The sequence below is a fragment of the Streptomyces sp. NPDC028305 genome (assembly GCF_055569495.1).
This window is the reverse complement of sequence record NZ_JBVHTN010000002.1, coordinates 1,061,420-1,074,240: the sequence shown is the minus strand read 5'-3', so window position 1 is coordinate 1,074,240 and position 12,821 is coordinate 1,061,420. Positions and strand designations below refer to the sequence as shown.

Sequence of the window (12,821 nt, the reverse complement as noted above, 5' to 3'; positions counted from 1 at the left end):
TCGCGGGCGTCAGTGGTGGACATGGCGGCTCTCCCGTCGGGCGCGCAGGAACCGGAATGCGGCCGACAGGGTCAGGGCCAGGAGCGCGGCGGCTCCCACGGCGGTGCCCAGCCGCAGGCCGGGAGGGCGGAACGTGCAGTCGATGGAGGTGGCGGAGCCGTCGAGCTTCACCGCGACCAGGCCGAGGTAGCTGTCGGCCGGGCGGTGCCGGCCGCCGCCCGCGGCGCACTGCCAGCCCGCGATCCGCGGGACGGCGACCACGGCGATGCCGCGGGAGCCGGGTGGCAGTTCGGCGCGGATGCCGGTGTCGGAGACGCTGTCGGAAACATGGACGGAGGTGGCGCCCTGGGCCCGGAGCCGGCCCGTGGCCGCGCGCAGCCGTCCCGTGTCCAGGCAGCCGACGGAATCAACGGGGACGGTGCCGCCCTTCTGGATGGTCAGACCCACCTCGACGCGCCCGGAGGCCGGGGCCGTCCCCAGCGGCTGCATGGGAGCGATCTTGGTGACCGGGTGGTCGCCCCGGAAGCCGACCGGGGGCCGGTCGGCGCCGCGCAGCGCGGCGGTGCCCCAGTAGTGCGGCGCCCACAGGAAGACCTGCGAGCCGCCCGGGCACATGGCGGTCAGCAGCGCCTTCGGGCGGGACTGCTCGGTCGGCCCGGGAGGCAGTCGATAGCCCCCGTCGGGGGTGCGGGCGGCCGGCCTGCCGTCCGCGCCTCGTATCGAGATCTTGTCGGCCATGGTGTACACCCGGGCCCCGAGGAGCAGTTCCTGGTTGCGGAACGGCGAGGGGCCGAAGGCGGGCGCCCTCTCGGCCTTCGGCCGGACGGTGACCAGGGGCGGTACGGCCTCGCGGGTGACATACGGCGCGATGTCGGTCGTCGCGTTCGGGTCCCGGTGCGGATCGGGCGCGGAATGGACGCGGGCGCCGACCGAGAAGATCGCGTCGGTGACCGGGTTGTCCAGGCTCTGCACGGATCGGCCGCGCGAGTACCAGCCGCCGCCGAGGGCGGTGAGGGTGCGGCTGAACACATCGGAGGTGAGGCTGCTGTAGTACTGCGCGCCCTGCCCGCCGACCAGCAGCGGGTCGTTCCCGACGGTCTGCTCGCGGCCCGGGTCCGTACGGTACCGGGGCCAGCCGTCCGCGTCCGCGATCAGCGCCTGCTGTGTCCGCTGGCGCTCGCCCCAGGGCGCGTAGTCGTCCAGGTGCCCCAGCCGCAGCCGGTCGGCGACGGCCGTGGTGGCCGCGGACTGGCCCACTTGGGCGCCGATCAGCAGGACGACGGCGAGGGCGGCCGGCAGCGGACGGTGGTACCGGCGGGCGAGCCGGGCCAGCACGAGGGCGGCCGCCACGGCGGCGACCCCGGCCAGCAGCAGCGGGTAGGTCCACGGGCGCATCAGTTCGGTGGCGCGGGACGCGGCGGCCGCGATCGCCGCCAGCAGCGCGCCTCCGGCGAGCAGCGGGCGCCGGCCCGGTGTGCCGTGGGCGAAGGACAGCCAGGCGGCGGTCACCAGCAACCCGCTCAGCACGAACGTCTCCCGGTACTGGCTGCCGTTGGGGGTGGAGAAGGCGTGCCAGGCCAGCTGGGTGGGCCCCCACTGGAGGGACAGCGCCACCCCCGCGACCAGCAGCGTCCAGCCGCCCCGCAGCCGCCTGGGGACCGCCGGGTTGAACGGCAGCGTCAGGGCGAGCAGCAGTGCCACCGTGTCGACGTAGACGGCCGGGCTGCTGAAGTTGTACGTGCCCGGCAGCAGCCGGGCCATGACGTCCGTCCATGGCTTGGCCGAGAACTCCACGACCCGGCCCGGGTAGGCGTGCTTGGTGCCGAAGTAGACGACGGAGACCATGGGCGCCGCGAGGCCCACCCCGAGCGCCAGGACGCCCGCCAGCCGGGCCACGGGCCGCCACAGCGGCGCGAGGCGCCGCCGGAGGGGGACGCCGGTGGGGGCGTGCTCCACCAGCAGCCGGGTGAGGAGCAGCAGCACGGCGCCGAGGGTGGCCATGTACGCGGTGTAGAAGTTGGCGATCCAGACGAGCGCGACCAGCAGCGTGCCGAGGACGAACCGCCGCCCCGCCAGCGCCCAGTGGCCGACCAGGCACAGCAGCGGCAGCGCGATCAGCCCGTCCAGCCACATGGGGTTGTACGAGGCCTCGGCCACGGACCAGCCGCACAGCGCGTACGAGGCGCCGAGCGCCCCGGCCGCCCACCACCGGCCGGGGCGCAGCGTGAGCAGCAGCTGGGCCATCACCGCGCCGGCCGCCGCCATCTTCAGCAGCGTGATCACGTAGACAGCGAGATCGATCTCGTCGCGCGGGAAGAGGGCGACGAGCAGGGCGAACGGGCTGCCGAGGTAGGTGCCCAGGTCGGGCAGGAAGCTGCTGCCATATCCGGACTGCCAGTTGACGAACAGACCGCCGGTCCCCCGGCCGTGCAGCAGGTCCCACAGGTGGGCGTGGAAGGGCACGAACTGGTTGCCCAGGTCGTTCACGCTGCGCGTCCTGAACCCGAAGGGATAGCTGCGGGCCACGGCGTCGCCGAGGCAGACGGCGGCCACCGTGACCAGCGCGGCGAGCGCCCCGGCCCGCGCACGGAGGCCGCGCGGGGCGTCACTCGGGGTCTCTGGGGAGGCGTCGGGCGGGGCGTCGCGCGGGGTTTCGGGCAGAGCTTCGGCCGCGGGTGGTGCGGCGGCCGTGCGCGGCTGGTCATCCGGCCGGGTGCGGGCCGTTCGGCCGGTCATGAGCGATCGCAATTCGTCAGGATCCAATTCCGAAAGTCGGCGCGGATTTTTTTGCTTCACGCCGATTACTTGTCCGGCGACGCCGATGAGTTCCCATGAGCCGGGTCACACATCGGCGCCGCGCACGCGGGTAGCCGAATGAGATGTCGCACCACTTCCCCCTGTATTGCGCGCCGTGCCGAGTCTGACTGTTTGACCCTTTGAATCAGGGATTGGTTGCCTCTCGGCCCCGGGAATTTACCCAACGATGGGCCGGCCCCCAGAATTAATCCTTCGGATTTCCTGTGTTCACCTTTTCGACGGCGAAGGGCAACCGCACGCCGGGGAGAAGACCGGAGGGGATCGGTCGGCGCGGGCGCGGGGCGGGTCAGACGACCTTGCGGCGCACCAGGGTTCCGAGCACCAGCGCTCCGGGGATCAGCGGCAGCCAGACCGTGATGAAGCGGTAGGCGAGCACCGCGGAGGTGGCGGCGTCCGCCGGCGCCCCGGTCGCGACGAGCGCGATGACCAGAGCGGCGTCCACCGACCCGATGCCTCCGGGCGACGGGACGACCGCGGCCACGACGGTCGCGGCCAGATAGGCGAGCACGACATGCGAAGGCGGCACGTCCAGTTCCACCGCGACGGCGACCGCGGCGAGCCCGGCCGCCTGGAGAACAGGGAAGGCCAGCGAACCGCCCCACAGGGCCAGCGCCCTGGAGGGCCGGGCGTGCAGGGAGCGCGCGTCGGTGAGCGCGGTGACCAGGAAGGTGCGGACGATCCGGCGCACCGGACGGATGGTCAGGACCACGGCCAGCAGCGCGCAGACCACCGCGGCCGCCGTCACCGGGAGCGCCGCCCCGATCCGGTCCGGGAGCAGCGGCCCGAGCCTGAGCGCCTCGGGGAAGGCGACCAGGAGGATCAGCAGCAGCGAGATGCGGGCGACGGCCTCCGCGAGGAAGTACAGGGCGAGCGCGGCCGAGGAGCGGGCGGCGGGGAGGCCACAGCCGGTCATGAAGCGGATGTTGACCGCGCTCGCGCCGATCCCCGACGGCAGGAGGTGGTTGGCGGCCCCGGCGGCGAACTGGGTGGCGAACAGCCGCCCGGCGGGAAGCCGTTCAAGGACGGTTCCCTGTCGGGCGAAGGACACGGCGACCCATCCGAGTCCGGTGGTGGTGACCGCCGCGAGCAGCCAGTAGGGGTTGGCGTCAAGGAGTTGACGGGCGCCGGAGCCGATGAGCGACCAGTGTCCGATCACCCACACCAGGACGACGGCGATCGGCACCAGGCACAGGATCTGGCGCAGCGGAAGCCGTCGGGGGGCGGAGAGGCGGCGCCGCTCGGGCAGGGTCGCGGGCATGTGCGCTCACAGGTGCTGACGAGGGCCGGGGGGCAGGAGGCGCGGTACGGTCAGCATGTCCGCCGTGGGTGGCGTTCCGGCGTATCGCGGCCGACATCCGTTCGTCGCGGCGGTGGCGAAACGGCGACGTCCGGTGCGCGCACCGGGAGGGTCAGCAGCAGACCGAGGCAGATCCAGACATAGGCGTTGCCGCCGAGGAAGCCGTCCAGGCCGGTGGGGTGGAAGCGCCACAGCCACACCACGCTGCTGCACAGGATCACATACACCGCGACCGCCGTGGACAGCAGCCGGCGACGGCGCGCGGGCGGCGTGCCGGGCCGCAGCGCGGTGTCGGCCAGCACGGTCAGGGCCGGGATCAGCCAGACCAGATGGTGCACCCAGGTGATCGGGCTGACCAGGCAGGCGGCGACGCCGGTCAGCGCGAAGCCCGCCGCCTCGTCCCGGGCGGCGGCGGCGCGCCGCACCCGGTGGGCCCAGACGGCCAGGACGGCGAGCGCCCCCAGCGCCCAGACGGCGCCGCTCGGGGGGACGGGGTCGACGAGCCGGGCCAGCATGCCGCGCCATGACTGGTTGGAGACATACGCGGCGACCCCGATGCGGTCGGTGTCCCACAGGTCCTCGGTCCAGTAGTCCCGCGACGGGGTCGGCGCCACCCACGCGGCGAGCAGGGTCGCGGCCGCCGCGGTGGCCGCGGCCGTCCCGGCGGCGCGCCGGCGCCCGGTGACCAGGAGATGGATGATGAAGATCGCCGGGGTGAGCTTGATGGCGGCGGCGAGGCCGATGCCGAACCCGGCGTACCGGCCGCGGCCGGTGGCCAGCAGCCGGGCGTCGAAGAGCACGAGCGCCAGCAGGACCAGATTGACCTGGCCGAAGCTGAAGGTGTCCCGGACCGGCTCCAGCAGGGCGAACAGGCAGGCCACGACGGTGAAGCCGAACCAGGGGTGCCGGGCGTGCCGGCGTACCAGGGAGCCGGTCAGCCAGTACAGCACGGCCGCCGAGGCGGCCAGGTTGAGCAGCAGGCAGATGGTGATCGCGCCGGGCCAGCTCACCAGGGCCATCGGCAGCATGCACAGGGCCGCGAAGGGCGGGTAGGTGAATCCGTAGGCGGTGCCGTCCGCGCCGGGGGTCGTGTAGTCGTAGATGCGCCCGCCGTCGTGGAGCCAGTGGCCGACGGTCCCGTAGTAGACGCTCAGGTCGAACCAGTCGCGGTGCAGCGGCACGGTGGCGAGGAACAGCGCCACGGCCCCGGTCAGCCCGAACGTCAGCAGCAGCCGGCCGCGCGTGGTGGTGGGCCCCGTCATGCCGCCTCCGGACTGCGTTCCCCGGCGGCGGACGCTGAGCCGAGTCCCGGGGCACGGTGGGCGCACCACAGGGCGAGCAGCGCCAGCGCTCCGCCGCATACGGCGAGGGTCAACTGCCGTTGGTCAGGCGCGAATCCGCTGGGCAGCACGGCCAGGGCGAGCACCCCGCTGGCGGCGGCGACCGCCCGGCGCACCGGACCGCTCGGCGCGGCCGCGGCGAGGAGGAACAGCCCCCACAGCAGATACCACGGGCGAATCGCGGGGCCCAGCACCGCCACCGCGGTCAGGCTCAGCCCCAGCGCGTAGACGGGGCGGGAGCGGGAGGCGCGCAGCCAGACGACGGACACGGTGACGGCGGTCGCCAGCAGTCCCAGCGCGTGCCAGGCCGGGGTGGCCAGCGGTGCCAGGCCGCTGCCGACGGCGTCCAGACCGGCCTCGGTGGCGCGGCCGAGGGCGCTGGTCAGCGCCCAGTTGTCCGGGGAGACCGGCGTGGCCAGGGCGGTGATCCAGCCGTAGCCGGTGCCGGCGACGGCCGTGGCCGCGCCCGTGGTGCCGAGCGCCAGCGCGGCGGTCGCCGCGGCGGCCCGGGTGCGCCGCCATCTCCCCGTCAGCAGGCCCGCCCAGAGCGCGGCGACGGCCAGCAGCCCGAGCGCGGCGGGCGCCTTGACCAGGGCGGCCACGGTGACCAGCACGGCGCCGCAGGCGGGCCACCGGCCGGTCGCGGCCACCAGCCCGGCGCCCAGCAGCCCCATCATGACGGCGTCGTTGTGTGCCCCGCCCACCAGGTGCAGCAGCAACAGCGGGTTGAGCGCCCCCAGCCACAGGGCCTCGGCCGGATCGGTGCCGCAGCGGCGGGCGAGCGCGGGGAGGGCGAGGATCATCAGCGCCACGCCCAGCAGCGCGACCAGCCGCATGCCGAACACCCCGGCGGACACCTCGGCCCGGGAGACGTTGGCGATGGCCGTCTCGAAGGCGAGGGAGACCGGGCCGTAGGGGGCTGGGGTGTACCGCCACACGGGCGCCACCTCGGCGGCGAGCGGTCCGCCGAGCAGGGCGGGCCCGTGGACGTACACATCGACGCGGGCGTCGACCATCGCGCCCTGGGCGAGATAGCTGTAGACGTCCCGGCTGAACAGCGGGGGCGCGGGGAGCAGCGGGGCGGCCCAGACGGCGAGGGTCAGCAGCAGGGCGCGCGGGCCGGGCGGCGCCGGGCCGCGTACCGCGCGGCCCAGCAGCAGCCAGGCCGCGACCAGCAGTACGAGGCCGAAGTACGTACTGACCAGGCCGATCGCGGCGCCGCCGGTCCCGGGGACCAGCGCGTCCGCCATGGGCAGCGCGCCGGCGGTCAGCCCTCCCGCGGCCAGTGCCACCGAGCCCGCGAGTCCGAGCAGCAGGCACTGGCGCGGAAGGTCGACGACGGCGACTCGATTGAACACACGACGGACCAGCACCTGACCAGAATTGGCCCGGCGCATGGCCGAAACTTGACGCCGCGGTCACCGTCAGTCGGCGTCCAGGTGTCGACCGTCCGACGAGCCCGGCGGTCGCCCGCGCGGTCACGCCGTCGCGGAGACGGCGGCGCGTCAGTCCGACGGCAGGCGGGTGCCGCACCGGGCGCAGTAGCGCGCGTCGGACTCCTGCGCGAGCCGGCCGCACTCCGTGCAGACCCGGTTGAGCAGGCAGGCCGGCTCGCCCCCTTCCGGGGCCGCGGTGCGGATGGCGAGGCCGGGGCGGCGGCGGTGTGCCGTGAGGTAGACCAGACCGTCCGCGCCGGCGGAGAGCGCACGGCGGGCGCCGTGCGGCAGCCATGCCACACAGCCGGGCTCCAGTCGCTGCCGGACGTCGGCCACCTCGAGCCATCCGCCGCCGTCGGCGACGAACAGCACCACGTCGAGGTCGGGTTCCACATGGGGGTCGACCCGGGCGTCGGCGGGCAACCGGATGATGTTGGCGTCGAGCTGACGCCCTTCGGCGGGGAGCCGCCACAGCGCCCCGCCCCGGTCCTCCGCCACTTCGCGCAGCAGCTCCGTCATCCGCCCCAGCACACCAGATACCGACGGCATCGGCTTCCCACCGTTCCTTCCCGTTCCACCCGCTCGGCCGTGAGACGGATACCACAAGACCGCCGCCCACCGATAACTGGAATCTAGCATGCGGATTTAATACGGTCGTGCCGTGCGACTGACCAAGTTCACGGATCTGGCGCTGCGCGCCGTCATGCGCCTCGCGGTCCTCAAGGGGGGCGCGCCGCTGACCACGCGCGAGGTGGCCGAGGCGGTCAACGTGCCGTACGCGCACATGGCGAAGGCGATCACCCGGCTCCAGCACCTCGGCGTGGTGGAGGCCCGGCGCGGGCGCGGCGGCGGGCTCGAGCTGACCGGGCTCGGGCGCACCGCCTCGGTCGGCTGGCTGGTGCGCGAGCTGGAGGGCGAGGGCGAGGTCGTGGCCTGCGAGGGCGACACGCCCTGCCCGCTGCGCGGCGCCTGCCGGCTGCGCGGGGCGCTGCGCGAGGCGCAGGAGGCGTTCTATCGCACGCTCGATCCGCTGACGGTCGCCGATCTGGTGACCGCGCCCACCGGCCCGGTGCTGGTCGGGCTGACCGGCCGCCGCCCCGACTGATCCGCGCTCCCGCCGTGGGGCGCGTCCTTCTGCCGCTAAACACGAAGATCATTAACCAATTAAGGAGCAGCCATGCTCACCGAGCGATCCACCCCGGTCATCCGCGCCACCCTGCCCGCCGTCGGCGCGGCCATCGAGGACATCGCCGGGCTGTTCTACCGGAAGCTGTTCGCCGCCCACCCGGACCTGCTGCGCGATCTGTTCAACCGCGGCAACCAGGCCAACGGCGAGCAGCGGAAGGCGCTGGCCGGCGCCCTCGCCGGCTTCGCGGGACTGCTGATCGAGCACCCCGGCGCCCGGCCGGACGCGATGCTCGCCCGGATCGCCCACAAGCACGCCTCCCTCGGCATCACCTCCGACCAGTACAAGGTCGTCCACCGCCATCTCTTCGCGGCCATGGCCGAGGTGCTCGGCGACGCCTTCACCGACGAGGCCACCGCCGCCTGGGACGAGGTCTACTGGCTGATGGCCAACGCCCTGATCGCCGCCGAGGCCCGGCTGTACCAGGAAGCCGGCGCCGCCGAGGGCCAGGTGTGGCGGCGGATGGAGATCGCCGAGCGGCACCGGGAGACCCCGGACGCGGTGTCGCTGGTGCTGCGGCGCGCCGACGCGCTGCCCACCGGCCCGTTCCGCCCCGGCCAGTACGTCAGCGTCCAGGTCGAACTGGCCGACGGCGCCCGGCAGATCCGCCAGTACAGCCTCTCGGCCGCCCCCGGCCGCGCGGGGTGGCGCATCACCGTCAAGCGCGTCCGGGGCGACGCGGGGCCGGACGGCGAGGTGTCGTCCTGGCTGCACGAACACGCGCGGGTGGGAGACGTGCTCACCGTGTCCGCCCCCTTCGGCGACCTGGTGCTGCCCGAGGGCGACGGCCCGCTGCTGCTCGCCTCCGCCGGAATCGGCGCCACGCCGATGCTCGCCATGCTCGACCACCTGGTCACCACCGGATCCACCCGCCGGGTCACCGTGGTCCACGCCGACCGCTCCCCCGCCGACCACGCCCACAAGGACGAGCAGCGCCGGCTGGCCGGCTCACTCCCCAGCGCCCGGCTGCGCCTGTGGTACGAGAACGCCGAGCACGCCGAGCACGACGCAGACCACAGCGACGGCGAGGCGACAGTCGGCCGGGCCGACGTGGCCACGCTGGACCTTCCCGAAGGGTTGACGGTGTTCCTGTGCGGCCCGCTCGGGTTCATGCGCGCGGTCCGCAAAGACCTGCTCCGGCTCGGCGTGCCTGCCGAGGCGATCCACTACGAGGTCTTCGGCCCGGACCTGTGGCTCGGCCGGGACTGAGGCCGCTTATCGCGCGTGCGGAATCACCGGATGCCGGGACAGGCGCGGCTCAGCCGGCCTCGGGACCGGTGGTGGTCCACCCCGGCGCCTGGACGCGGTGGGTGAGCGTGTCCCGGGACGCCCGCTGCCCGCACGCGCCACAGACCACCACGGGCTCCAGCTCGGCGCCGCAGGAGTGTTCCAGCGCCACCGGAGGCCGGTCGGCGAGGTGACGGTCGCCCCACTTCATGAGCATCAGCAGCACCGGTTCGAGCTCCCAGCCGGCCTGCGTGGGCCGGTACTCGAAGCGCCGGGGCCGCTCGCTGTAGAGGACCTTCTCCAGCACCCCGGCCGCCACCAGGCGGCGCAGCCGCGCCGCCAGGACGTCGCGGGGCGCGCCGATGTTGCGGACCATGGCGTCGAAGCGCCGCACCCCGAGGAACACCTCGCGGAGCACGAGCAGCGAGTGCTTCTCCCCGACCACCGCGAGCGAATCGGCGATGGAGCAGGGCCGCGGATCCTTCATACCCGCAGCGTACGAGCAGTGCGTTTGGTTCTCAAACCATGGCCGAAGAATTGCCGACCCTTGCCCGAACGGGCAGTTATCATACCCGCCAACTGAGCATCCACCGGCAACTGAAGGGCCGATCAGCCCAGTTGTCCGGAGATGCCAGGAGGTGCGCAGATGAGGTTCGGCTTGCTCGGTCCGCTGACCGTCCACGACGGCGCGGCCGCCCGCCTGATCGGCAGCCCCAAGGGCCGGGCGCTGCTGGGCGCGCTTCTGCTGCGGCCCAATCGCGCGGTCCCGCTCGGCACCCTGGAGGCCGTGCTGTGGGGCGAGCATCCGCCCGCCACCGCGAGCGCCTCGCTGCACAACCATGTGGCCCGGCTGCGGCGCATCCTCGCCGAGGACGGCGAGCCGCGGCTGCGGGCGGTGCCGGGCGGATATCTGCTGACCGTCGAGGCGGGCGAGCTGGACAGCGAGCTGTTCACGGAGCGGCTGGAGCGCGCCCGCGCCGGCCGGCTGCGGCAGGAATGGGCGGCGGTCGGCCGGGAGACCGTACAGGCGCTGGAGCTGTGGCGCGGCGCGCCGCTGGCCAACCTGCCGGATCCGGCCCTCAGCCACCCGGAGGTGCGACCCCATATCCAGCAGCTCCAAGAGGCCCGGCTCCAGGCGCTGGAATGGCGCTTCGACGCGGAGCTGCGGCTGGGCCGCCACGGCGGGCTGGCCCCCGAGCTGGCCCGGCTGGCCGAGGAGCATCCGCTCCGCGAGGTGTTCCACCGCCAGCTGATGCTCGTCCTGCACCGCACCGACCGGCAGGCCGAGGCGCTCGCCGTGTTCCACCGGCTGCGGCGCACGCTGATCGACGAGCTCGGCATCGAGCCGGGGCCCGCCGTCCAGGAGGCGCACCAGGAGATCCTGACGGCTCAGCAGCTCTCGGTGTCCGTCGCGCCGCCCGTGCCCGACACCACCACCGGCACCCCCATCGCGCCCCCCGCGCCGCCCCGTGCCACCCGCAGGCTCCGCCCGCACCCGGCCCAGCTGCCCGCCGACACCGTGGACTTCGCCGGCCGGGAGGCCGAGCTCGAGCGGTTGAGCGCCATGCTCCGCCCGGACCCGGAGCCGGCGGCGCCCCGGGTCGTGGTGATCTCGGGCATGGCGGGCGTCGGCAAGACCGCCCTGGCCGTGCACGCGGCACACCGGCTGCGCGCCCGGTTTCCCGACGGCCAGCTCCACGCGGACCTGCGCGGCTTCGGCGCCGGTGACGCTCGTAGCCCGCACGACCTGCTCGCCCGGTTCCTCACCGACCTGGGGGTACGGGAGAAGGCGCTGCCCGAGCACCCCGACGACCGCGCGGCCCGGTTCCGTTCGACCCTGGACGGCCGTCGGATGCTGGTGCTGCTGGACAACGCCCGGGACGCGGCGCAGCTGACGCCACTGCTGCCCGGCAGCGGCGGTTGCGCGGTCGTGATCACCAGCCGTCACACCCTGGCCGATCTGCCCGGCGCCGGGCGCCTGTGTCTCGAGCCCTTGGACGCGGAGGGACAGCGACGGCTGCTGACCTCGCTCTGCGGCTCCCGGCGGACGCGGGACGAGCCGGAGGCCGTGGCGAGGATTCTCGACGCCTGCGGCGGGCTGCCGCTGGCGCTGCGGCTGGCCGGGGCCCAACTGGCCAACCGCCCCGGCTGGCCGCTGGCCGCGCTGGCGCGGCGCCTGGACTCCAGCCGGGGGCGGCTGCGGGCGCTGTCCGCGGGCGGTCTCGCCGTCCAGGACGCCTTCGCCATGAGCTATGTGGCGATGCGGGACAGTCCACTGCCGTTGGAGGCCGAGCAGGCGCGCGGCTTCAGGATGCTCGGGCTGTGGTCGGGGCACACGCTGTCGGCGGAGTCGGCCGCCGCACTGCTGGGCCGGCCGGTGGAGGAGGCGCACGACCTGCTCGAGGCGCTGGTCGACGCCCATCTGCTCCAGACCCCGTCGCCCGGCCAGTACACCTTCCACGACCTGCTCGGCGAGTACGCGCTGGAGCGGGCGGCCGCGGAGGAGTCACGAGAGACCCGGGTGACGGCCCGGCTGAGGCTGCTGGTCTGGTACACGGCGGCGGTGGCGAAGGCGGACGCCGTGCTGACGCCCCGGTCCCACCCGCTGCCGCCGCTGGAGGCCGAGGCCGCGGCGCCGCCGCCCGCGTTCACCGGCGCCGAGCAGGCGCTTCAGTGGTGCGTACGGGAGCTGCCCGCGCTCTCCGAGGCGATCCGGCTGGCGGCCCGGTACGGGCGGCCCGACCTGGCCTGGCGGATGGCCGCGGGGCTGTTCGGCTACGCGCAGCGGTTCTGGTGGACCAGGGAGTGGGAGCGCTGTACGCGGCTCGCGCTGCGGTGCGCGGAGGAACACCACGACCTGGTCGGCCAGGGGTGGCTGCACAGCCGCACCGGTGAAGCCCACGGCTCGGCCCACCGTATGGAGCTGTGTCTGGACCATCTGCACCTGGCCCTGTCGTACTTCGAGAAGGCGGACGACGTGACGGGACAGGCGTCGTCGTACGCCGGGCTCGCGGAGGTCCACCGCAGGCTGGGGCGGCTCGGCGAGACGCTGTCCTGCGGTGAGCGGGCCGTGGAACTCTACCGGGAGGCGGGCGATGCGAGGAGCGTCGCGACGGTCCTGAGCAGCATGGGCGACGCGCTGATGGCGGCCGGCGAGCCGGCGGCGGCCGAGCAGCGCTACCGGGAGGCCCTGGAGCTGTGGCGGGAGCACGATGTCCTCGACGGCACGGCCGCCGCCCTGACCCGGATCGGGGACGCCCTGCGGGCGCTGAACCGCCCGGCGGAGGCCTTCCGGACGCTGGAGGAGGCGCTGCGGATCCGGCTGCGCCTCGGGGAGCGCGGCGGCACGGCCGACACCCTGGAGACCATCGCGCTCACCCACTTCCACTTCGGTGACCAGCACGCCGCCCGGGAGCACTGGGAGCGTTCGCTGACGACGGGGCGAAAGCTGCGGCTGCCGGCGCGGGCCGCCGACGTGGCGCGGCCGGGCCTTTGAGCGCGCCGGGACTCGGGGTGTG

9 protein-coding genes are annotated in these 12,821 nt (G+C 74.3%); 3 read left to right on the top strand and 6 right to left on the bottom strand.

Going from position 1 to position 12,821, the window contains the following annotated elements; all coding sequences use genetic code 11:
- Positions 1-9: 9 nt before the first annotated feature.
- The 5 genes from ACZ4WQ_RS10835 to ACZ4WQ_RS10815 form a co-directional block, all read right to left on the bottom strand.
- Positions 10-2,736 (bottom strand): YfhO family protein, encoded by a 2,727-nt coding sequence (locus ACZ4WQ_RS10835; protein ID WP_398376857.1) that lies wholly within the window; start codon positions 2,734-2,736, stop codon positions 10-12.
- A gap of 367 nt (positions 2,737-3,103) precedes the next feature.
- The gene (locus tag ACZ4WQ_RS10830; RefSeq protein ID WP_398376856.1) at positions 3,104-4,075 is read right to left on the bottom strand and encodes a YbhN family protein; all 972 of its coding nucleotides are present in this window, start codon (positions 4,073-4,075) and stop codon (positions 3,104-3,106) included.
- Between the two features lie 50 nt (positions 4,076-4,125).
- On the bottom strand, positions 4,126-5,376 hold the full coding sequence (locus ACZ4WQ_RS10825) for a glycosyltransferase 87 family protein (protein ID WP_358843638.1): 1,251 nt from the start codon (positions 5,374-5,376) through the stop codon (positions 4,126-4,128).
- Positions 5,373-6,812 (bottom strand): polyprenol phosphomannose-dependent alpha 1,6 mannosyltransferase MptB, encoded by a 1,440-nt coding sequence (gene mptB / locus ACZ4WQ_RS10820; RefSeq protein ID WP_398376853.1) that lies wholly within the window; start codon positions 6,810-6,812, stop codon positions 5,373-5,375. The genes ACZ4WQ_RS10825 and mptB overlap by 4 nt, the downstream gene beginning before the upstream one ends.
- A gap of 147 nt (positions 6,813-6,959) precedes the next feature.
- Positions 6,960-7,439, bottom strand: a complete 480-nt coding sequence (locus ACZ4WQ_RS10815; protein ID WP_311723049.1) for a cupin domain-containing protein — start codon at positions 7,437-7,439, stop codon at positions 6,960-6,962.
- A gap of 112 nt (positions 7,440-7,551) precedes the next feature.
- On the opposite strand from ACZ4WQ_RS10815, the gene nsrR reads away from it, so the two are divergent.
- Both nsrR and ACZ4WQ_RS10805 read left to right on the top strand, forming a co-directional pair.
- Positions 7,552-7,995: a nitric oxide-sensing transcriptional repressor NsrR gene (gene nsrR, locus ACZ4WQ_RS10810; protein WP_311723050.1), complete on the top strand. Its 444-nt coding sequence runs from the start codon at positions 7,552-7,554 to the stop codon at positions 7,993-7,995.
- A 72-nt stretch (positions 7,996-8,067) separates the two neighbouring features.
- Positions 8,068-9,285, top strand: coding sequence for a globin domain-containing protein (locus ACZ4WQ_RS10805; protein ID WP_398376851.1), 1,218 nt, complete (start codon positions 8,068-8,070; stop codon positions 9,283-9,285).
- A gap of 49 nt (positions 9,286-9,334) precedes the next feature.
- On the opposite strand, the gene ACZ4WQ_RS10800 is transcribed toward ACZ4WQ_RS10805, so the two are convergent.
- A complete protein-coding gene (locus ACZ4WQ_RS10800; RefSeq protein ID WP_311723052.1) occupies positions 9,335-9,790 on the bottom strand; it encodes a winged helix-turn-helix transcriptional regulator in 456 nt (151 codons plus the stop codon).
- Positions 9,791-9,949: 159 nt separating this feature from the next.
- Here ACZ4WQ_RS10800 and ACZ4WQ_RS10795 point away from each other — a divergent pair, with 159 nt between their 5' ends.
- The gene (locus tag ACZ4WQ_RS10795; RefSeq protein ID WP_398376849.1) at positions 9,950-12,799 is read left to right on the top strand and encodes an AfsR/SARP family transcriptional regulator; all 2,850 of its coding nucleotides are present in this window, start codon (positions 9,950-9,952) and stop codon (positions 12,797-12,799) included.
- Positions 12,800-12,821: the final 22 nt, after the last annotated feature.